7 protein-coding genes are annotated in these 24,962 nt (G+C 53.0%); 3 read left to right on the top strand and 4 right to left on the bottom strand.

Annotated features, from left to right (window positions below):
• Window positions 1-63 precede the first annotated feature (63 nt).
• On the top strand, window positions 64-19,344 hold the full coding sequence (locus VFG09_06110; GenBank protein HET6514718.1) for an Ig-like domain-containing protein: 19,281 nt from the start codon (window positions 64-66) through the stop codon (window positions 19,342-19,344).
• Between the two features lie 183 nt (window positions 19,345-19,527).
• On the opposite strand, the gene VFG09_06115 is transcribed toward VFG09_06110, so the two are convergent.
• The 4 genes from VFG09_06115 to VFG09_06130 form a co-directional block, all read right to left on the bottom strand.
• On the bottom strand, window positions 19,528-20,001 hold the full coding sequence (locus VFG09_06115) for a prepilin-type N-terminal cleavage/methylation domain-containing protein (protein ID HET6514719.1): 474 nt from the start codon (window positions 19,999-20,001) through the stop codon (window positions 19,528-19,530).
• 14 nt (window positions 20,002-20,015) lie between these two features.
• A complete protein-coding gene (locus tag VFG09_06120; protein HET6514720.1) occupies window positions 20,016-20,522 on the bottom strand; it encodes a type II secretion system protein in 507 nt (168 codons plus the stop codon).
• A gap of 94 nt (window positions 20,523-20,616) precedes the next feature.
• The gene (locus VFG09_06125; protein HET6514721.1) at window positions 20,617-21,141 is read right to left on the bottom strand and encodes a prepilin-type N-terminal cleavage/methylation domain-containing protein; all 525 of its coding nucleotides are present in this window, start codon (window positions 21,139-21,141) and stop codon (window positions 20,617-20,619) included.
• An 883-nt stretch (window positions 21,142-22,024) separates the two neighbouring features.
• Window positions 22,025-22,930, bottom strand: a complete 906-nt coding sequence (locus VFG09_06130) for a radical SAM protein (GenBank protein ID HET6514722.1) — start codon at window positions 22,928-22,930, stop codon at window positions 22,025-22,027.
• 184 nt (window positions 22,931-23,114) lie between these two features.
• On the opposite strand from VFG09_06130, the gene tig reads away from it, so the two are divergent.
• Window positions 23,115-24,362: a trigger factor gene (gene tig / locus VFG09_06135; protein ID HET6514723.1), complete on the top strand. Its 1,248-nt coding sequence runs from the start codon at window positions 23,115-23,117 to the stop codon at window positions 24,360-24,362.
• Between the two features lies 1 nt (window position 24,363).
• The gene (gene clpP, locus VFG09_06140) at window positions 24,364-24,960 is read left to right on the top strand and encodes an ATP-dependent Clp endopeptidase proteolytic subunit ClpP (protein HET6514724.1); all 597 of its coding nucleotides are present in this window, start codon (window positions 24,364-24,366) and stop codon (window positions 24,958-24,960) included.
• Window positions 24,961-24,962: the final 2 nt, after the last annotated feature.

Consider the following 24,962-nt stretch of genomic DNA (forward strand, 5'->3'; position numbering starts at 1 on the left):
TCAGGAAGAAAGGGGACAGGCTACTTTTGGGATCGATATTGGAAATGGTGGAGCGAGGATAAAATGACCCAATACCGTGCTAAGCTCATAAGGAATATCTATGCATATATCCTATCGGCTCTCGTTCTTTCTCCATTTATCTTATCCGCCTCTTCCGCTCAGGATTTCACTGCAAAGACCATCGGTGACTACGGCAATGTGACAGTTATGGAGGTTATGGGGAATTACGATTCCGACAACCCCGATGGCTCGACAAACCATAATCCGCGGGCAGCAATTGCAAAGGAATTCTTCCATACCCACCAGGACGAATACGACTTCCTGGTCATTTTCTCTAACTTCGATTTCAAGATGCCTGAAGCTGAGGCAAAGGCATTCTACTTGGGCGTCAAGAATGACACACATGGAATCGGCGCACAGCTCTTCGATAATACCGCCTTTTTCGGCAGCAAAGGCAAACTCCAGGGGATGATAGACATGGGGAATATCTCGAACCTGGTGACGGACCCCCGTGACTCGAAGTATGAGAACACTCTTTCAACCCTTTCCCACGAAGTCCTACACCGTTGGGCGGCCCGCGTAAAATTCAGAGACACCGCAGGCGCTGTCAGCACATCACTCCTGGGGAAAAATGGGGAGCACTGGAACTTTCTTCTGAACACCTACGCCTCGCTCCTTTACGGTAACCAGTGGAAGGACAATGGAGACGGCACCTTCACGTCAATTGCAGTGACGAAGTATTACAGTCCCCTTGATCTTTACCTCATGGGTTTTATCGACAAGTCGCAGGTTCCCCCCATGTTCCTCATCGACAACTCCGCAATCGATCCTGCGAGAATGCCCGAAGTCGGCGCCACGATCAGCGGAAGACTCCGATATATCACGATCGATGACATCATAGCTGCCGAGGGAGATAGAATCCCTTCTTCTTTAGAATCTCAAAAGACGTTCAAGACAGCCTTTATCTTTATAACATCACCCGGCACTTTCACTGGTGACGAGGTATACGGAATCGAAAATATACGGAACGGTTGGATAACTCGATTTTCTGTGCTCACTGACGGCAAGGGCATAATGGAGGTTGCTTCGACCCTCCAGAACAGCATCCCGACAAATCCCGGGATAATCCCGCCAACGGTAACTCCTCGTCCCCTGCCCCTGAACATTGAAGACGGCGTGAAATGGCTGATGACGAATCAGAAGACCGATGGCAGTTGGATGGAGCTTGCCCAGACTGTTAAGAGGGATACGGCTGAAGCGGTCTTTGCTATAAAGGACTTTGCTATCGCGCAGCAGAACTATTCCCTGGGGTTTCAATGGCTCAGCCGCGATGAGTCAGAAAACGTTGATTATCTCTCCCGGAAGTTAGAGACCTTAGTAAATAGAGGACAAGACGCTTCTGCACTCATGAATGAAATCCTCTCCCGCCAAAATGCCGATGGCGGGTGGGGTAGCAACAGAGATTATCTAAGTAATCCGCTGGATACAGCTCTTGCCTTAAAGGCGATTGCGCTTGCCGGTTATTCGGACACGACCGTCGTATCAAAGGCTATAACATATGTAAGAGCCGTTCAAAATGGAGACGGCGGATGGGGAGGAGAGGACGGAGTAAGCACGGTGGAGGCAACGGCTGATGTCCTCACTGCATTCAGCAAGTACCGTCAAAATAATCAAATAGAGGACCTGATAACAAAGGGTGTTACCTTGCTTACACAGAGGCAAAACCCAGACGGCGGTTTCGGAAACAGCCCAAGCACGGTCTATGACACCGCACTGGCAGTGATGGCGCTTAAAGGACTTAATGCATCTCAAGACAGCCTCAATAACGGCATTACGTATCTTCTCAATAGCCAGTCGGGCGATGGAAGCTGGAACAAGAGCCCTTACCAGACCGCCCTTGCGATCGATGTTGCCGGGAAGGTGCTGGTGGATCCGGATCTGTCCATAAAGACTGCAGACATAACTTTCGTTCCCGCCACGATAACCAGCCTCCCGGCGAATATCGTGGTGAACGCCGTCGTGCACAATCTCGGCATGACCGATATCCCTCAGGCAACGGTCGCTCTTTACGACGGCGCAGTAGCGGATGCAAACAAGATAGGGGTGCAAACCGCCGCATTCCCCGCGCAGTCTTCTGTGACGGTCACATTTCCGTTGACGATAAGCGACGGTAACCAGCATACATTTCACGTAGTCACAGACCCGGGCAATATTATCAAGGAATGGAACAAGGCCAACAATGTGGCCATGGTTATTCTGAACCTCCAGGGAACATATGACTTCGAGGTCCTGTCCTCGGGTATCTCGCTGTCCCAAAACCCCGCCGACATATTCAGCGATGTAACGATAAGCGAGAAGATAAGGAACAAGGGTACTTTGAACGCCTACAACGTCCAGGTCAAATACTACATCGACGATCCCCAGAGCCCCATCGATATCGGGACGACAACCATCGACATCCCGGCGGGCGCGTCAGTGACGAATCAAGTAACATGGATGGCGAACAAAGCAGGGGACAACATGCCGTTGACGATCCTCGTGGATCCCCTGAACACCTTCACCGAGGTATCGAAAGAGAATAACAAGGCTGTCATTCCCTTGACCGTCAGGAGTTCGATGGACCCAAACCTCACAGTATCCTATAAGGACATAACGATTACCCCTAATCCTGCGAATGACGGCGGAAACGCGCACATCTCCGCCATCGTTGCCAATAACGGCTTCTCCTCTGCCTCGAACATCAAGGTGAATTTTTACAACGGCACCCCCGGGGTCGACGGCGTGCTCATCGGGAGCCAGACCATCCCGGCCCTGAAGGCGGGGGACAGCGCCACGGTTGTCACCGACTGGACGAGCATAAGCGGAGCAGGGACGAAGATCGTTTACGTTCAGGTGGACCTTGATAACGTAATAAAGGAGATCAAGAAGGACGACAACAGCGCCTTTACGACGCTTAAGGTCCTCAGCCTTCCCGACCTTACGATCACATCGGGTTCCATCGTCTTTAGTCCGCCCGCCCCGAAGGACGGTGACATCGTCTCCATCACCGCGACAATCAGGAACATTGGCGAGCAGGGCGCCTCCAACGTGCTTCTTACCGCCTATGAAGGAACATCGGTTATCGGTTCTCAAACAACTGCCTCCATAGCGGGTGATTCGGCTGCAACTGCAACGTTCAGCTATGACACCAGCCTGAAGAGCGGCCCCCACCAGATAACGGTGGTCGTGGACCCCAACAATACAATCACCGAGCAGAGCAAGGACAACAACAGCGCATCGAGGAGCTTCGGCGTGCAAAACGCGGACCTGTGGCTGACGGAACAGTACATCTCGCCCAACGGCGACGGGGTCAAAGACAACATGCAGTTCTTCTTCAGGCTCAATGCGGCCCAGACGGTCAAGGTTATCGTGGTGAATAAGAAAGGCGAAATCGTGAGGACTTTCTCCGGCAACGATCTGCAGAACACCGCAGCCAGTAGTGTGACCTGGGATGGCCTCAATGATGACGGCATGGTCGTCGATGACGGCCAGTACCAGATCACGGTAGTTAACGGCAATGGCGCTTCCCTCGGGAGCCTCAATGTCACCGTGGACAACAACAGGTCTCCTCTTTCGGATGCGATAGGCACGAAGTACCTGCGGAACAACAACCTCACCTGCATGCTTCCCGACCTTGGTTGTTGGCAGTGGCTGCCCGATGAGAGCGGAAGCGTATTTCTTGTAGAATGGCCCAGTTCAAATGCGCCGGAGTATCCCACCGGCTTCTACACAATGGCGCCCGACGGGGGAGATATAACGAGACTTGTCCCCAAGGAATGGACCCAGGGGCTGGACCCGACATACGATTACTATTACGAAAACTATGCGCTTTCGCCTGACGGGGCAAAGATCGCTCTTCTACTGAATAAGGTTAACAGGCAGTGGGGCTCGACCGAGGGGACCCAGTTATGGACGGTTGACAGAGACACGCAAGATCTGATCCAGATTGACTCCGGTAGAAGCAGTTATGGCGCTGATCTGAAATGGGCGCCCGACAGCCAGAGGCTTGTTTATTCCTTCTACAGTCAGGACACATACCGTACTGATCTCTGGCTGGTCAATAAAGACGGCGCAGGGAAGATAAAGATTGACTCAGGTCTTGCCTGGATCGACCTGCAATGGCTGTCTTGGCCGGACAACGGCAGGAATATGGTTTATGCATATTATGACCTTGATGCAAAAGGGAACTATGTCCCCAGAATGAGGGCCTCCGATCCCTCCGGTAACAGACGGGACATCTCCTTATCGCCTCTGATTCGTGGTGATATAGGGTCGGCAGATTGGATGACCAATCAAAAAGTCGTGCTTTCCGCCTATGACTCGAATACAGGGGATAGTAATCTCTGGCTCATCGACACTACAGAGGGTGGCAATCCCAAGAGACTGACAGCCAGCCTGAACACCTTTTCCTTGTCGCCCGGCAGAAACCTTGTGGCGTATGCTGAGCCTTATCGTCAATCCCGAACCGCCCGTCTCACTGTCGCAGATACGGCCGCCAATGTTTATTACAGCCATGATTTCACATCCGGATACTGCTATAGTGCAATAGATCAGATCACATGGTCTCGTGACGGAAAGAAGGTGGCTTATATCGAGAAGGGAGGATGCGGTGACGCCCGGCAGGCAGTGCCGTTGCTCATGGTAGTCGATCTGGCTTCCTTGAAGGAGGTCTCTATTGCGCTGCAGCATCCGGACTCCATGGACTGGTTGCCTGACGGAGTACATATTGTGCTGGGAGACAGTAATGATAAGATCTTCGTCGTTAACTCCGAGACGGCGGAAGTGGCGCAGATATATGGTAGTCCACAAGGTTCAGGCAGCTTGCTTGCCTCAGTTTCACCTTTGGGAGACGAAATAACGTATGAAGAGCCTGTGGACCCCTCGAGTGCCTGTTACGGCAGGGCTTCTGCTGACCTGTGGGCGATCAGTTCGCTCATGAACCTGACCGCTGACCTCAGGGCAACCAAGGACAAATCGGCCGTGGTCCTTAGCGGTACTGCTGCTGACTTGAACTTCGAAAGTTTCAGAATAGATTATGCCGATGCGAATAGTCCGACCCTCTGGAATCTCATCTCCCCACCTTCAAGCGTCCCCGTCCTTGACGATACCTTCACCATGTGGGTCCCACCACATGAAGGCACCTTCCTTGTAAAGCTGACCGTTTCGGATAAGGCGGGCAATGTCAAGGAGAACATCAAGAGGGTCTCCTGGGGCCTTTCGACAAGCATAACGAACCTCTACAAATCTGCAGACATCTTCTCCCCCAACGGAGACGGATTAAAGGACAGTGTCAACCTGAGCTACACAGTCGTTGAGCCTGTGCACCTGGAGTTTACCATTTATGACGGCTCTGACAATCTCGTCCGGAAGATCCATAAGGACTATTCGGCTTACACACTCGATTCGATGACCTGGGATGGGAAAGACGAATCAGGCAAGATCGTAGCAGACGGCAAGTACAAGATCAAGGTATTCAGTTACGAGTTCTTCGTCGAAGTCGACACCACGCCGCCTGATGCGAGTGTGGCTATAAGGAATATCAGGCAACTGCTTCACTGTGACCAGGGCTCTTCTGAAATGTCTGTCAATGTCATGGGCCATGTTTTTGATAAGAACCTGAAGAACTGGGTCATCGAATACGGTGAGGGGGACAACCCTCAGCAGTGGTATTCGCTGCAAAGCGGCTCAAATCAGGTCGTTGCAAGCGACGCAGACGGCAAGCCCATTCTGAACCCCGCACAGGACGCAGTGATCACGACATTTAATGATGACTCAATCGGGATGCTCGTCGGAAAAACACTGAGGATCAAGGGTGAAGACCTCGCGGGCAACAGGAAGACCGTGACTTCGAGGTTCCCTGAGGAGACACTGTACATACTCCACGTAGATGTAGAGCCTGTCTTTCTCTTTGATGCCTGCCCAGGAGGAGCGCTGAACGCTGTTACATTGAAAAGCAGCGGGACCCATGGCATAGGAGTCCTGAACACAATAAGGCTGCCGATCACGAGTATGAACGTTCAGTATTCATACGGGGGACAATGGATCGACACGCCCGCTGTGGATAACCCGCAGCCCGGGGAGATAAGTCTGACGTGGAACGACTCGGGTCTCCACATGACTAAGATAGGGGGAATGAGGATAAGAGCCGTCGACGTTCTCGGCCAGGAGCATTATTCAAATGTTGTTACTTTCACAGAGTCCTTTGGGATCAACTGCGACAAGAACGGCAATGCCTATGGAACAAACAGTCTCTTCGAAGACCTGACGTCTCTGGAATTCCAGGTGAAGAGCGATCGGAGTCCGCAGTATTCCGCATGGGACAGTCGATATGCCGATTGGACGAAATATGCCTCTTTTGATACGGCCAAAAGAGACAGGGTGCCGAGGGGGAACTTCCCTCTTCCTCTTCCTTACATTCAAGCGGGTTTTCATTACCTCATAAAAATGATAGGTGTCGGAACCAGCGAGACTTCATATGCGGCGCAAGGAGGATATCCCTGTGTACAGGAATGGGGAATCGACCTTTCAGTCGGTTACCCCGAAGCCGACTGCGGCAACGTGTCACGCAAGGCGTCGCTCGGCGCCACGATTAACGGTGCAATTTCGAACGCGTCTCTCAAGACGTTAAAGTATTACATGGACGGACAGGATGGGTCCGTGAGGCTTCTCGGGCAATTTGACCTCACCTCTGAAACTTATGGCGCGGTAACAGTCGACACAGCAGCGATGCCGGAGGGGAACTATCCTGTAAGGGCTGTTCTGTCCTACCTTGATTCGGATGACAACACCGTAAAGGAAGTGTCGGCCCAGAATAGCATTACGGTGGACCGCGCGCTTCCGTCCGCGAAGATAACCTATCCGGCCCCTTCAGCCTCAATCTGCGCCATTAAGATATCCGATTTATCCGGCAGCTGGCTCGGCATCCCTATCGAGGGAGCAATCAGCGATAATATCTCGGTAAACAAATATCAACTATTTTACGGGGCTGGGACTTCTCCTATAGTATGGACGCCCGCGTCGACCAGACGTGGGAAGGTTGGAGATCTGATGATAGGCTACGGTTCCAGACAGGGCCGGCTCGGGGTATGGGATGTGACGGAAAGTGTCAACTCCGGACTTTCTGCTGACGGTGAGTTCTCGATACGACTGAAGGTCGTGGATGAAGCCGGTAATATGGGTTGTGCGTTTCAGAGCTTCTCGATCGATCGGCCTGTTGAGGCTGTCCTGGGCGAGGACAAGGCGGTATTTTCTCCGAACGGGGACGGGTACTTTGATGATGTAATCGTGAGCTGGGGTCTGAGCAAAGCCGCAAACATTGATGTGATGGTATTTGGGCTGACTCAAGAAAGAGACGGCTCATACACTTTGGGCCCCACGCCCATCAGGACTATCGCCTCGTCTCTGCGGTCCGCTGGCGGCAGCAATTCCATGTCGTGGGACGGAAAGGACGATTCAAGCGGTGTCGTGCCTGACGGGCCTTATGCCCTCATGGTGGTAGCGAACGATTCCTGCGGCAATACGACGCAGAAATGGATTCGGGTTGAGGTCGACAATACTTCGCCGACAGCTGTCATTTCCTATCCGAACTTCGGAGGTCCTTCCGGGAACATCATCGATGTCAGAGGCACAGCCGATGATCCTCATTTCAAAGGCTACATCCTAGAAGCCGGACAGGGAGACAACCCTGATACGTGGATTACCGTTTCATCAAACATTGTTCCTGTTCGTGACAATGTTCTCGGCTCCTGGAACACCTTCGGCCTTAACGGAAGATGGACATTGAGGCTTACCGCAACCGACAGTATTGAAAATAAGAATGTCGTTATGGTTACGGTCGACCTCACTCAGAGGAAGACCCTGGTCAAGGACCTTAGCGCGACCCCGAGGTTCTTCTCTCCTAACAACGACGGCGTGCTCGACACCGCCGCAGTCGGCTACAGTCTCACCGATTCCTGCCTTGTTGAGATCGATATGCTCGACGCCGCAGGTTCTCCGAGAAAAATCTATGCGTTCGCTACGCCTTTATCTGGCGCAAACGCTCTTTCGTGGGACGGCAAGGACAGCACGGGAACGACGGTGCCGGAAGGGGTCTATACGGTCAAGCTGCATGCGGCCCTGTCATCAAATCCTGCAGTTGTCGAGGACGAGAGTATAACGGTGATTGTCGATACTTCTCCGCCCGCGACAGCGGTGGCGCAGCCGCTTATGAATTCCTATTTCAGAGACGATGTGCCGGTTAATGGGACCATCACGGACGCGAACCTTCTCGAATACTCTGTAAATCTGACCGGTGACGGCGGCATGGCTGTCTTCGATCATGGGAACCAAAACAGGGAGAACTACGCCTTCGGCGTTATGAGCGGCCTGAATGAGGGGAACTACACTCTTGGAGTGACAGCAACCGACCTCGCCGGAAACAAGGCTGAGAAGAACATATCCTTCACCATAGACAGGACTGCTCCAAAGGTCATGATTGCCGCGCCTTCAGCCGGAGAGCTTTACGGCACAAACAAGAATGTCATCACCGTTGCCGGCTCGATCGTCGAGAGGAACCTTGACTCATTCAGCCTGCGGTACGGCCTTGGAGACAACCCGCAGCAGTGGACCGAACTTCTAGGAGGGAACACTTTGCCGGCTAGTTCTCCGCTCTTCACCTGGAAGGTCGGCAAAAGCGACGGCATTCCCGATGGGTTCTACACCATTTCGCTTTTTGCGAAAGACAAGGTGGAGCTGACTGGTGAGGCCAGGGTCAAGGTCATCGTCGACAATAATCCCCCTGACGTCTCGATAACCTTCCCTCCTGATGGTGGATATGTCACAAAACCTGTCGATATCAGGGGGACCGCGTTCGATCCGAACCTTGACGGATACACCGTCGAATTCTCTGAGGCTCGGTGCGCAAGCGCATTTAAGTGGGGCTCACTGAAGACCTCGACAGCGGCGGTGAAAGACGAGGTTTTAGCTTCCTGGCAATTCCTTCCCCCTGATGGCGATTACTGCATCAGGCTGACCGCGACCGACAAGGCAGGCAATAAGTCGGATACTAAGGTCACGGTCAGGGTCGACACCCATCCCCCGGCGCCTCCGGTCCTTTCCGGAACCGTGGAGAGCGGATCGGGATCGAGACTCACCTGGACGAAGAATACCGAGCCGGATCTTTCCGGGTATAACCTTTACCGCGACGGCGGGAAGCTGAACACGGCAGTGATAAAGGATCTCTCTTATTTAGATGCAGGGCTCAAGGACGGTCTTTATGTCTATACCGTTACCGCCGTCGATCTGGCGGGCGACGAAAGCAAACCCTCAAACGATGTGAAACTCAGAATCGGCCTCACACCCCCTGACGCGAAGATGAGCTCACCACAGGACGGGTCAAGGGTGAGCGGACTCGTGGACATCAAAGGCACCGCGTACAGTTCAACTGATTTCAAGCAATACCGGGTTTCCGTGGGACAGGGAGCTGCCCCGTCGTCATGGAACGTTTTAAGGACTTCCCCTGTACCGATCTCATACGGTCTTCTCGCCCAGTGGAGCACGCTCGGTCTTTCCGAGGGCGTCTATTCTCTTAAGCTTGAGGCGGAGAACCTTGCCGGAAACGTCAACACCCAGTTGGTCTCTGTCACGGTCGATAATACGTCCCCTGCACCCCCTGTTCTCATCTCAGCAATCGCAAACGGGTCTGATGTAACTGTTACGTGGAAGGCCGACGGCGAGTCTGACCTCGTAGGGTATCTCCTTTACCGGAATGGGCAGATCGCTAATGCAAAAGGCATTGTGGTGGGAGATCTGAAACCCTATCTCTTGAACGTCGCCGCATATCTGGACAAAGGGGTGCCCGATGGGAAATTCCGGTACCATCTCACGGCCATGGACCAGGCGGGCAACATGAGCGGCCAGTCCAATGTCATCGAGGTGAATATCGACACCCATCCTCCTCACATGATCATCGGCGATCCTCCGGACGGGACGAAGTTTCAGAACAAGATACTCATCATTGCCAACACAGCCGACCTGGACATCGCGGCTGTACAGTTCCAGTACAAGAAGGCCCTTGATTCCGCATGGACAAACTTCGGCGCAGTTCTCGGCAAGGCTCCTTATTCCGTCTATCTCGACCCTGCAGCCCTCGGTCTCGCCTATGGAAACTACAATGTAAGGGCCATTGCAACCGACCTGGGAGGAAAAACCGATCCTTCGCCCACGGCGATCACGCTTACCTATGCCGTCTTGACGCCTCCCGATGGGCCGAAGGGCCTCACGGCGCATGCGGATGGGAGCACGGTTACGCTTACCTGGACCGCGAACACCGAGAATGACCTCAAAGGGTATACCGTCTACAGGACATCAGGGGCGACAACCGCGAAGGCAGGGACGGTGGACGCCCCTTCCGTGACCTATCAGGACAGGGGCCTTGCGGACGGATTTTATGCATATATCATCACCGCGACCAACACTTCGAGCTTTGAGAGCAAACCTTCCAACAAAGCGGATGCTCATGTCTATGCACCGGTCCTCGGGCAGCCTTACACGCCGACCAAGGAAAAGACCCTGAAGGTGCAGGGAAGTGATGCGCCTGCGTCCTCCGTGGTTGAGGTCTTCAATGAGACATCGCAGGGCTCCGCATCGGGCGGGATGGTGAATGCGGATGCGCAGGGAAACTTCACTTTTGCGGCCGCAAGCCTGACCCTGGGAGAAAACAGGATCACGGTTAAGGCGACAGACAGTGCGGGCAACCGCAGCAGGGCCTCGGACCCTGTCGTAGTCGTCTCCGATGACCCGCCGGCCGCGCCGACGGGCTTCACCGCGTCTGTCAACGCATTCGATGTAGGCTTTGCTTGGAGCGCAAACACTGAGTCGAACCTTTCGGGTTACAACCTTTACAGGAACGGGACAAAGGTAAATGCGGACTCGGCTATCGTTCCGTCGAACATGACCGCGTCTTCTTCCGATCCGTACAATCCTCCGTCACATGCCATTGACGGGGATCCAGGAACATACTGGTCCTCACCCTTCGGAAACGGCGTCTTTGAGCCGCTCTGCTTCGAGGTCGACCTGCCGTCTCCCGAACTCATTACGCATATCGATCTTCACTGGGGACCCCCGTGGGATCAGGCAGGGAATCTTTATGCGGGCAGAGACTTTGAGGTACAGGTCTGGTCCGGCTATGCGTGGATCACCCAAGGCAGCGTGAAGGGTAACGCGGAGAAGGACAATAGTTTTGACTTCGGTCCTTCTTACAGGACTGATAAGATAAGGATTGCCATTTCCGACACAACGGACGCCTATTATTCGAAACAGGTCTGGCTCTCGGAGATTAGCATTCTCAAGGAAAACCCGATAACCGAGACACAGTACCAGGATACGAATCTCCACGATGGGAATTACAATTACACTCTTACCGCCGTCGATTACTACGGTTTCGAAAGTCCGCCGAGCGCGGCCCAGGCAGCAGTGGGGGATGTGACGCCTCCTGCAACTCCGCAGAATTTGATCGCGAAAGCGACTGCTTCGAGTGTCGGCCTTATCTGGAGCCCAAACACCGAGAAGGATCTCGCCGGCTATTACGTCTACAGGATGACTTCCCGGGGATGGACGAAGATGAATTCTTCCCTGCTGTTGAGCGCCACGTACACCGACTCAAACCTGACCAACGGCACCTACACATACCAGGTGACAGCGGAGGATAAGACGGGCAACGAGAGCCTGCCCTCTCATGAGGCATCGGCTCAGGTGGAGATGGCCCCACCTCAGCCTCCTCAGAATCTCAAGGTGAGCACAGTGCCGGCAGGCGCCTCTCTCAGCCTGTCATGGGTGTACCCGGGAGGCCTCGCCTCGTCCTTCAATGTCTACCGCGGCACAACGCAAGGAGGCCCCTACGCAAAGGTCGGCGCCTCTTCCTCGGGCAGCACATCGTATCTTGATACAGGTCTGAAGAACGGCGTCACCTATTGGTTTGTCGCGACCGCAGTTGACGGCGTGGGCAACGAAAGTGCGTATTCTTCAGAGGCAAGGGGGACACCCGTCGACACAAATGCGCCGTCAAAGCCCGTCCTTTCTTTCCCGGCTTTGCAGGGAGTCCCTGCCACTCTTGCCGGCGGCAGCACGGAGATTTCGGGGAGCTCTGAGCCCGCGTCAACTGTGGAGCTTTTCAGAAACGGCATTGCCGTTGCACAAGCAGTCGCTCTCGAAAACGACGCCTTCCAGGAATTCCCGGGCGGCGATATCTCGGATGTCTCCCTCTCTCCAGATGGGAAATCCCTCGTCTACTGTCAGAACAGCTCGGTATGGACAAAGAACCTTGCAGCGGGCAGCCCCGTTCAGATAGACAGTCAGGGCTACAACCCCGTGTGGTCTCCAGACGGAAAGACGATTGCTTACATAGGATACGACGCTTCCGGCAGCCACATCCGCCTGTATGATGTCAATACGGCCGTGTCCTCGCCGCTCACGGGCGATGCAAGCCTGTATGAATACGCTCAGTCATGGTCTCAAGACGGGTCGATGATCTCCTTTATCACGGGCGACGCAAACTCCCAAGCGGTAAGGATCAAGGACCTCGCTCTGGGCAGCATCATCGAAGTGGCGGCTGGCGACTCCTACGGCAATCAGAAGATCTCCCGGGACGGCTTGAGCGTGGCATACTTCGATTCCCGCGGGCTCTCCCTCTTTGATAGTGTGACCGGACAGTCCGTCCTTGTCGATAGCCAGACAGATGGATATTCCCTCGACTGGTCACCGGACAGCAAAAGGCTTGCGTATGTAACGACCGGAAACGGCAATTCAGATGTTGCCCTCGTCGGTAGGGAAACCAAAAAAGTGACGCGACTCACAAGCCTGGCAGTTGACGAACTTACCCCTCTCTGGTCACCGGACGGAGCTCTGATCCTCTTTACAAGGTATGAGACAAACGGCAGCCTATCCCTTTGGATCATCGCCGCTGACAGCTCAGGCGACGCAATGCTGCTCAAGCAGGGCCTGCTGAGGCTTGATAATCCGGCTTGGGCAAGGGAAGGGGCGATATCCTATATCGGGGATCAGGGGGCAGTCACCGTGGCTTATCTCAGGGGCCATTTCAGCTTTGATTCAGTGAAACTCGAACCCGGGGAAAACAGCTTCACTGCTTCGGCAACAGACCGGTCGGGCAATCAAGGCCCGACCTCCGACGCTGTGTCCGTGGTTTATGACACAAGTCTGTTGCCCGACCTTGTGGTAACAGAGGAGGACATTACGATATATCCGCCGTACCCCGTAGTGGGACAGACAGGGCTTGTAACGGCGACGGTGAGAAACGCGGCCACGGGCGACGGGAGCAATGTCACCGTGAACGGCTATCTCTGGGACTCCCAGGGCAATGTGAGCCTGTTGAAGTCGGATATCATCTCATCCATCCCTGCTGGCTCGTCCCGATCTATAAGTTTTAACCTTGATACGGCGGGCAGATCGGGTGAGATCAAGATCGTTGTTGCAGCCGACCCCACAAATGCAATCATCGAGCGCGACAAGACGAACAACGTGGCCATCAAGAAGTTCTCCGTTGCGGAAAAAGAGGGGATAGCCATGAGTACGACCCTCGATTCCGACCAGTACACGAGCAGCCGGGACGTGAAGATCCTTGTTGACATCAAGAACAGCGGCATTGATAAAGACGCTACCATTACAACATTGATCGAGGATGCAGGCGGGCATCAGGTAACACTGTTCGATAAGAGGACCTTACGTCTGCCCTATGCTTCATCCCAGGTTTACAGCCTTCTCTGGAACAGCGGTCCGACCTATGCAGGCCCCTATAGGGTCCATACGTCCCTGACGGACGGAACATCTGTCATAGCCGAAAACATCGTTCCCTTTACGATACTTCCTGACATAAACCTCGACTCCTCTCTTGTAACGAACAAGACGGTATATGGTTCAAAAGAGGACGTCTTGATAGGCGTCAGTATCAAGAACAACGGGAAGAATTATGTTATCCCTGACCTTAAGGCAACAATGAAAGTTTCCGACGCCTCAGGCAATGTCTTATTCGCTGAGGATAAGAGCATTGCCAATCTTCTGCCCGGGGCCTTAGCGACCTTGAGTTCCACCTGGAACACCGGTCTCAGTCTGCCCGGCGATTACAGCGCCTCTGTAGATATTTATATTTCTGACAAACGAATCCTGAGCACGTCTGGATCCTTCAAGATAAGCGGCTCGTCAGTCATTACCGGCAGTGTGGCGGTCACGCCCGCTGTCGTCATTTATGGCAATACCGCCGAGGCCGATTATGCGGTTCAGAATATCGGCAATGCCGATGTCAGCGGTATGTCTATCAATCTTCTCATTACAGACCTTGAAACGCAGACGATCCTCGCGTCTCACCACGAGAGTTTTGACCTCCTGAAGAATGGCGCGAAGAGCGGAAAGGCTACATTCCCGACACAGGGCTATGCACTGAAGACTTATGGCGCTGTGCTTCAGTATATTCATCAGGGCACCACAAAGACCGTAGCAACCACTTCCTTTGCTGTCAAAGACGGAACACCGCCTCTCGTGAGCATCAACTCTCCTCGGGCGGGCAACTCTTACAATGCAAAGTTCGACATATCCGTTACCGCCACGGACGATGCATCCGGCGTAGACAGGGTTGAATACCAGATCGACAAAGGTGCATGGAGTGTCCTGCCTGTGTCAAATCCATCCGGAGGGAGATACAAAACGACATGGGCGCCGACCTCTGCAGATAACGGAACCCATAGTATCGGTTTCAGGGCGACCGATGAGGCGGGTAATACCAGTCAGCCATTCTCCATAACGATAACAATAGACGTGAACAATGCTCCTCCCACAGGGAGCGTAACCATAAATAATGGGGCTGCTTACACCACAACGACGGCTGTGACGCTTTCCCTTAATGCCACAGGCACCGGCGGCGGGGTGGCGAAGATGTGCCTGAGCAACACGAGTGCGTGCACGGCGTGGGAGGATTATGCACCGATAAAGGCCTGGACGCTGTCATCGGGAGACGGCAATAAGACAGTCTATGTCTGGTATGAAGACAGCTTAGGAGCTTCCAACACGACGCCACACAGCGCCTCCATAATCCTCGATGCAACTTCGCCCGTATTGACCGTGTCGACCCTGGCAGACGGCAGCTGGACGAGGAACCAGCTATTGAATGTATCGGGCAAAGCAACGGATGACAACGGCATTCAGCAACTCACCGTCAATGGAACAGTTGTAACGATAGACACCGACGGGACCTTCAGCTATGCGTTGACCCTTCAGGATGTGCTGAATACAGTCGTCGTGACGGCCACAGACCTGGCAGGGAACCAAACAAAGGATACGAGGACGATCAATCTCGATCGCACGGCGCCTATGATCATCATCGCGACCCCTCCCGACAACCTGAAGACAAAACAACCGTCTGTCGATATCACCGGAGCTGTGGATGAACAGTCAACGGTTGTCGTAAGCATAAACGGTTCAGATCCGGTTCCGGCAGTCATGGACAGCATTGCCTTCACTCTTTCCGTACCCCTGACATACGGCATCAACACAATCGAGGTGACGGCGAAGGACCGAGCGGATAACAGATCTACGGAAAAGAGGACAGTCACCTTTGACGACCAGAATCCCTCGCTTTCCGTCACGGAGCCCCCTCAGGACATTGTGACGAACAGAGCAACGATCATGATAAAGGGACAAACTTCGGATCTCACGACAGTTGCCGTTACCATAACGACGGACGGAAATGTTTACAAGCCTGACGTAACAAGCGGCCAATTCCAGGAGTTCGTCACCTTCCCGACGGAAAAGACTTACCAGATATACGTCAGAGGGGTTGATGAAGCCGGCAATGAGACCATAGTGCAAAGGAACGTGATATATGATATTAGACCACCTAGTGTCACGATCGATCCCGTAACGAGCCCGATAGACAAGACCAGCCAGACATTGACAGGGACCGTGGAGGCTGGGGCAACCGTGAACGTCGCGTGTCAAACAGCAAGTGTCGGCGCGGTTAACTATCCTACGCCGACTGCGTGGTCTGTTACAGTGGCGAATATGGCGGAAGGAGACAACAATATAACAGTCACTGCTTCCGATGCCGCGGGTAACACTTCCAGTAATATACCGGCATGCATAGTTGTTGACACTTCACCTCCAGTCACGACAATAACCGGCAAGCCGAATAATCCGACAGACAATACTTCGGCAAGCTTCAGTTTCACGTCAAATGAGGCGGCCTCGACTTTCCAGTGTCAGCTCGATGGCGGGAGCGACTCAGCCTGCGCAAGTCAGATGAACTACGTGAGTTTGACTGATGGTCCACACACCTTCTCGGTAAAGGCTACGGACGCAGCGGGCAATCAGGAAGTGACGCCTGCAAACTATGCATGGACGATTGATACCACGCCTCCCGCTTCTTCCATTACAACGCCATCAGGCGGACCGACAATGATGGGGGCAATGATCACGGTTACGGGCACCGCTTTCGACGCAGGGATCTCGGTCCAGAAAGTGGAGGTGTCGACAGACGGCGGGGCGACATGGAACATCGCAACAGGCGCAACCGCATGGAGTTACGGATGGGCCGTCCCTGCGGACGGCATCTACACTATCATGTCACGGGCCACCGATAGCGCGGGCAACGTGGAAGTGCCAGGAACGGGGATCACGGTCATGGTTTACAAGAGAGAGCCGACAAGCGTTGCGACAAGCGGCAGACAGTTGCTGGTCAATGGGGATCCATTTACTATAAAAGGCGTAGTCTACTCACCAGTGCCTATAGGAGATGACCCTGAAGCGGCGCCGCCTTATGGAGATTATTTCACGTCCACGAAGAAAAGCATCTATTCGAGAGATCTTCCGCTTCTGAGACAGATGGGAGCCAATACACTGCGCCTCTGGACATGGGACCGAACGGCCGACCACCATGAGTTTCTGGACAGTGCATATAACGGTGGCGTAACTCCCATTTATATAATCGCCGGTTACTGGATTAACCCCGGGTTTGATATCGACCCTCAATCACCGAATAATGTCAGACAGCAGCTTAAGGCGAATTTCAGAGCAATGGTGGCGGCACATAAGTACCACCCGGCCATTCTCATGTGGGCAATAGGAAACGACCTGAATGCCGCCTTGATGTATGGAGGAAAATTGAGTAACCTCTTCAGCCTTATCAACGAGATGGCAGCGGAGGCGCATGCTGAGGAAGGAAGTATGTTCCATCCCGTGACCGTAGCGCTCGCAGACCGCAGTCTCATTTCCACCATTTCCGCTTATGACGCTGCCCTTCCGTCAATTGACGTGTGGGGCGCAAACGTGTACCGGGGGAATACTTTCGGCACGCTCTTCAAAGACTTCAAGGCTTCGAGCTCAAAACCGCTGGCGATTCTCGAATACGGGATAGATGCCTTTGATAATACCAACGGTGACGAGTATGAAAATATCGGCACTCCCTATCAGGCGACGTATGCTGAGGCCTTGTGGAATGAGATAAAGGCAAATTCTGATGTTTGTATCGGCGGCTCGATCATGGAATACTCTGATGAGTGGTGGAAAGGGAAGCATTCCACCGACCCCGGATGCCCTGATAATAACTCTGCGCTCCAGAGTTCTTGCGGCTATGCCATGAGCCCCAGCCCCGACGGGTATGACAATGAGGAATGGTGGGGGATCATGCGGACCAAAGCGGGCTCTTCAGGTCAGGACACCACGGAAACGAGGGTTCTCTACTACGCATTGCAGGAGCTCTGGGTACCATCGACCAATGCGCCACATGTATCAGTCAGCCCCAATGCTGCGAACTTCGGCGGGTTGGCTGTTGGAGGATCGTCGCAGGCGCAGACACTCTCCATTTCGAATAGGGGGATGGAGGATCTTGCCATAGGTGCAATCACCATTTCGGGGACGGATGCCTCTGAGTTTATCAGACAGAAGGACTCCTGCTCGGGACATACCCTGATCCCTTCCAAAACCTGCACGCTTCAGGTTGTATTCTCACCGACATCGACAGGATCGAAGAGTGCGACACTCTCCATACCTTCGGGTGATCCCGCCACGCCAAGTGTCTCTGTGACACTGAGCGGGACGGCTACCGCTTCGATTTCAGGTAGTGTCACATCCGGAGGAAGTCCGCTATCAGGAGTGACGATGACCCTGAGTGGAGGGACATCTGCAACAACAACCACCGACTTGTCGGGCAATTATGCGTTTACCGGATTGGTAAATGGCAGCTACACCGTGACGCCAAGCAAGACGGATTATACCTTCACCCCGACAAGCAGTTCGCTGAACATGAGCGGCGGAAACGTAACGGGGCGGAACTTTACAGGGACAATGCTCACATTCACTATCACTCCGTCAGCAGGTACCGGAGGAGCCATAAGCCCATGGACTCCCCAAACAGTAAGTTACAATGAGACTGTATCATTCATAGTTACGGCGAATGCGGGTTATCATGTTGTGAGTGTGTCTGTGGATGGTGTCTCACAGGGACCTCTCTCTTCCTACACATTCACGAATGTTACGGCAAACCATACGATCAGTGCAACCTTTGCGAGGAACTTTGGTGTTTTTGGCGTCACGGGTGTGAATATTTCCGCAGGATATGTGGACAGTTATGATTCCTCGAAGGGCTCCTATAGCGGAGTGCACGGATTGAACGGATCCGTCGGGACGAATTCGGTCGCAAATGGTGCGATCAATCTGAGTGGTGGGGCATTGGTCTATGGAGATGTGCTCGTCGGTCCAGGAGGGAATCAAACGAAAGCCATAGTCACAAGCGGCGGCTCTATAATCTATGGTTCCAAAGGCGCCCTGAACTCTGCCAAGAGTATGACGCCGGTGACGGACCCTGGAGGAGGAACATCAACGAGTTTTACAAACGGTGCAACGCTGACGTCAGGAACATACCGGGTGAGCGCGATCAATCTCAGCGGAAGTGGCATGGGCGCCATTAACGGCAATGTGACGCTGTACGTGACGGGCAACATGACGGTTTCAGGAAGTGCGCAGATAGTAATTCCACAGGGCAGTTCGTTGACCCTTTATGTCAGCGGCAGCATAAGTGTAAGTGGCGGAGGGATAGTGAACAAGAATCTTAACCCCCACACCCTTACCATTTATGGGACTTCGACCTGCACAAGCGCAAGTTATTCGGGAGGCAGCGCCTTTTATGGCGTAATCTACACACCGAAGGCCAATACCTCGATATCGGGAGGCAGCAGCATTTACGGCTCCATAATCGGTGGCTCCATTACCATATCCGGCGGTTCCGCCGTGCACTACGATGAAAGCCTGGGGGATATAGGAAGATGACGGACATGAGCTGCTCATTGCGCCTGAAAGGGTAGCAATATCTATAGCATTCTATGTCAGGAGGATCATCCGCCGGCAGAGAGATGGCTCTTTGGGGTTTTTGCGTTTTTGAATTCAAAGAGAGGCCACAAAGTCTTTAAATGCTTTGTGGCATGGGAGGGAGAGGGATGAGAAGAAAGGAGATCAGAAGGTCCTGTTGTTATTGCAGTCTATCCTGAATACGTCATTGTTCACTCTTGTGCTCGAATTGCCGAAGGCCGAGGCCCTGAAGCAGGGTGTTTGCGCATTACCGTTGACGTCCTTGTTCTGTTCTATGCAGTAGCTGTAAATCTGTCCGCTGCCCGGCAAAAAGCGCGGCAGCACCGCCTGGATCAGTGTGTTATTGGCGGCAGTGTTATCCTTGGCGCAGGTTCCCTGGGAGGCGGTATAATTTCCATTTTCGGCAAAAAACTGTTCTTCGAGAAGTCTGAGGTTCTGAAGATTCGCGTATGCCTCGTTTCTTGAAGCGCTCTTTTGCTGGCCTATGTAAGCGGGAATAGCAATGACGGCCAAAATACCAATGATTGCTATAACAATGATAAGCTCGACCAGTGTAAACCCTCTTTCGTCCATATGCCCCCCAGCCATGATTCTCATGATGTACTTAGTATGCCGCATATGCAATCCTCTCTTCAGTCGGAAGTTATGACCTTTTGATGTATCACCAGCCCGCTATTGTCCTGAACCGTGAGCGTGATAGAGCCGGTTGGGTTTGCCTGTACGCAAGCTATCTGGCCATTTCCGGCGGCAACAGACCATAGGCCAATTGCTGGGTTCCATGGTGACTTAAGATTCCTTGCAGGAGGCGGACCAGTCTGTGCCGCGACATAGGTTGCGCAAACTCCAGCCGTCGCCAATTGGGAATTCATCATGTCATTCACATCTATTACGGTGTCTCCATTTGTATCGGTCTCCCTCCAGCTTACGGCAACGCCTGACTTCAGGGACGAATGGAGCCACGCCTGGAGTTCCGGCTCGGCAGAGGAAGCGGCTCTTATGATTGAACCCTTCTTCGACCTCTCCTGCATGCCTATATAGCCTGGAATTGCGATCGCCGCCAGGATGCCGATGATCGCCACAACGATCAGAAGTTCGATCAGGGTGAAGCCTTCGGTCTTATTCAGGTTCAGTCTATTCATGATATCTTTCTTTTCTCTTTTGTATTGAGAGAAGTGTTGAGAATGAAAGCCGGAGAGATTTCGTCATCATCCCCGGCTTTCATGAATATCTCCACTAGTCGGAGGTTATTATCTTTGTGTGGATGACAACTCCACTGTTGTCCTCTGCCGTCAGCGTGATAGCGCCCGTCAACGCTGGATTCTGTACACAGGAAATCTGGCCTGGAGCAGGAGCGGCAGCCCAGAGGCCGTTTGCGGGATTCCACGGTGATTTAAGGTTGTGTGCAGGGGCGGCACCGTTTTGTGCTGCGATATACGTTGTGCAGACACCTGCGGCCGCTAATGCCACGTTTGTCAGATCAGCACCGACTGTTATTGTCCCGTCTCCGTCTGTGTCGTTTTCGGTGAGGTTGGCTCCCATTCCTGACTTTAATGCTGAGTTAAGCCATGCCTGGAGTTCCGGTTCCGCCGCCGAGGCCGCCCTGATCACGGCACCCTTCTTAGACCTCTCCTGCATGCCGATATAGCCCGGAATTGCGATCGCTGCGAGAATTCCGATGATCGCAACAACGATGAGCAATTCAATGAGGGTGAAACCTCTCTCGTCGCCTTTCTTCATTTTTGATACTGTCCTAAACATTTTCTACTCCTCCTTATTTCTTAATTCTTTTTCGCAGGCCGAGGCCTGCTGTTCTTGATCCCTTTGCAGGTGATGCCTGCTTCCCTGTGCTTCTCTGTCACCTCCTTTTCCTCTGATTTCCGCCAATCCGTTTCATCTAAAAGCAGGTTCCATGCCAGGGAAATGACTTCTGAAGACCCTGATTATTGAGCAAAAAACGGGTGAGTCCCAAGCTCAGGCATCATATCTCCTGACAAAAACTGTCAAGATTGTCCCAACAAAGTGACACGAAAATGACATGTGCGACATCTTCAGGTCTCGTTGTACCAGGAGGGAGGAGATTCCTAAAATGTCAGGTAAGCCGTCACCAATAGATATACGCAAAACATAACATACACATACGTTCTCGTTTGTCATGCCGGCTTGTCCGGCATCTTTCTGATATAACGGCTAAACGGCTAAATGATGGAGAATATATTTGCTGCTTATATTATGGCTAACGCAAGGCCGACTTTGTATACAGGGGCGACAAATGACCTCATTCGAAGAGTCTATGAGCATAAACACAATCTCGATCCGGGATGCTTTACAGCCAAGTATCATCTGCATAAGCTCGTTTACTATGAGTTCTGCGGCGATATCCGGAATGCCATTATAAGAGAGAAGCAGATAAAGAATATGACTCGACAAGACAAGATTGAGCTTATCAGACAGGCGAACCCCACGATGAGGGACTTGTATGAAGACATTTTAGGAGGGATTCCGGACAAGCCGGAATGACAAAAGAGAGGGACTTGCCTACAGGGATCTCTGACGGGGCCCTATTTTCAAACTCTTTATCTTTGTGTCTCTGTGTTTAACCACTTTTCGAGGCTCGGAGATCACCCTCCGAGAAAAGTTATCTTCATACCGTTACCCCGTCAATTCTCTTCATGCCGGCCTTGAGAGCCAGGTCGATAGCGGCCTTATACTCCTTGTTCGTTATCCTCCTGTCGAGGGGAGGGTTCTCATATGCCTTATAACAGGGATGATACTGGTCCATAATATTAAGGTAAGTATTCCGTGAGATCTCTTCTGAAAGGAAGCGCACGATCTCTTCCGTTCCGGCACCGTTCTCCGGCAGGACGAGATGCCTGACGAGGAGCCCTCTCTTCGCGATCCCCCTCTCATCGATGATCAGATCCCCCACCTGCCTGTGCATCTCTCTGATTGCCGCCTTCGCTGCTTCCGGATAATCCCTTGCCTTTGAATACCTCAGCGCCGTGGCTGCGTCGGCATATTTGATATCAGGCATGTAGATGTCAATGACGCCGTCAAGGATTGAGAGCGCCTCCGGGGATTCATACCCGCCGCAGTTGTAGACGACCGGCAGCGATAATCCCTGGTCCCGGGCGAGCGCAAGAGACCTGAGGATCATCGGCATCTGATGGGTAGGCGTCACGAGATTGATGTTGTGACATCCCATGTCCTGAAGACCGACCATGATCGCAGCGAGTCTTTCGAAGGAGACCTCGGCACCTTCCCCCTCATGGCTGATGGTCCAGTTCTGGCAAAAGATGCAGCCGAGGTTACAGAAACTGAAAAAAATGGTACCCGAGCCGAATCTTCCGACGAGGGGTCTCTCTTCCCCGAAGTGCGGGCCCCAGCTTGCTACGAAAGGTTTATTAAGGACCCTGCAGAAACCATTCTCACCCGCGGTCCTGTCAACATGGCATCTCCTCGGACAGAGCACACATTCTTTCAGGAGTTCTTCTGCATCAAGAATTTTCTCGTTCAGTTCTTCGGCGGATATCTTCAGGTAGCCGACCATTTCATTATGATAACAGAAAGATTGCGGCGCAAAGCAAAGGGTTGAGCTCCTCGTCGGATATCTCATGGAAGAATACGAGAAGGAGTGAACCTTAAGGCTGCTGGCTCCTGCCGGTCGCGTATCCCGCGCTTTGGCAAAGTTTTACCTGTTTGTGGTAGATTAAATAAAAATTCCCGGAGGTTCCATGCTCAAGGCCGTCGAAGATATCAGCACAACGAGAAAACGCCTGAAGATAGAGATTCCGGCCGACGCCCTCGAAAGCGAGATCAAGGGTTCCCTTGAAGAGGTAAAGAAGACAACGACTCTTCCGGGCTTCAGAACCGGCAAGGCGCCGATGACGCTCATCGAGAAAAGGTTCGGCAAGAAGGTTGAAGGAGAGGTGCTCGACAGGGTGATCCCCAAGGTCTATGTGGATGCCTTGAAAGAGGCCGACATTACACCGGTCACCGACCCTGTGCTGGAGGAAGGGATAGATTTCAAGAGGAACCAGCCCCTCACCATGACCTTTACCGTGGATGTTATGCCGAAGATCGGGGACCTTGCCTACGAGAAGATGAGCGTAAAGGATATTCCGGTCTCAGTGGATAACGGTGATATCGATGGCGTACTCAAGAGATCTCAGGATGAGAAGGCTACCTACGATCCCTCGGAAGGGCCGATAGACATGAATGACCTTCTCTCTCTTGATTACGCAACCCTTGACGGAGAGGTTGACGTCAAGGACCAGATCTACAAGGTGGGCGGCAGTCTTTTCCCCGAGGACTTCTTTCAGAAACTCTTGGGAAACAAGAAGGGTGATACCCTGACGATAGAGACGACATTCCCCGATGACCATCTGTCCGAGAAGCTCGCCGGCAAGCACGTGACCCTGGAGGTCGTTATCAATGACGTCAAGAAAGTGCGTCTTCCTGATATGGATGATGAATTCGCAAAGGATATGGGTTTCGACAATCTCGGAGCCCTGAAGGACCACGTCCGAGAGGAGATACTGAAGGCCAAGAAGAACGAAGTGGCGAAGATACAGAAGGCTGAGATCATAAGGAAACTCCTCGAGGCCCATGAGTTTGATGTCCCCGAATCCCTGCTCGAAAGCGAACTCGATCTTCTCGCGTCGAGCAGGCACATGAAGAAGGAGCAGGAGTCTGATGACGATGAGGAGATAAAAGAGAAGTTGAGACCGGATGCCCTCAGGAATGTGAGAGGTTCACTGCTTCTCGCGGCGATTGGGAAGAAGGAGAAGGTGTCGGTGAGTGATGAGGATCTGAAGAGCGCCATCCTCTCGATGTCGAGGAGGTTCGGTGTCCCTCCTGAAAGTCTGATGAAGTTCTATATTTCGAGGGACGGTTCCCTTGAAGGCCTGAAGAATTCCCTCTTCGAGGACAAGGTCCTCGACCTGATCCTCTCGAAAGCGGCTCTGGAGAAAGGAGAATAAGGTGAGTTTGATTCCGATTGTGATAGAGCAGACAGGACGCACTGAAAGGGCCTATGATATCTATTCGAGGCTCTTAAAGGACAGAATAATCTTTATGGGCACGGCAATTGACGACAACGTGGCGAACACGGTCATTGCGCAGTTGCTCTTTCTCCAGACGGAGGACCCTGACAAGGATATCCACCTCTACATTAATTCTCCGGGAGGAATCGTGACCTCAGGCCTGGCGATCTACGACACCATGCAGTATGTGAAGTCCGACATTGCGACCTATTGTATCGGGCAGGCTGCGAGCATGGGAGCATTGTTGCTTGCCGCGGGAACGAAGGGAAAGCGCTTTGCACTGCCGAATGCCAGGATCATGATCCACCAGCCCATGGGGGGCTTTCAGGGCCAGGCGACGGACATCGAAATACATGCGCGAGAGATATTGAGAATAAAGGAGACATTGAACAATATCCTTGCGTCCCACACTGAGCAGCCTATCGAGAAGATACAGGCTGACACCGACCGCGATTTTTTCATGTCAGGACAAGAGGCGAAGGAATACGGGATCGTGGATGAGGTGATCCGCAGTGTTACGAAAAAAGGGAAGTAGGC

This window comes from Thermodesulfovibrionales bacterium, assembly GCA_035686305.1.
Lineage (GTDB): Bacteria > Nitrospirota > Thermodesulfovibrionia > Thermodesulfovibrionales > UBA9159 > DASRZP01.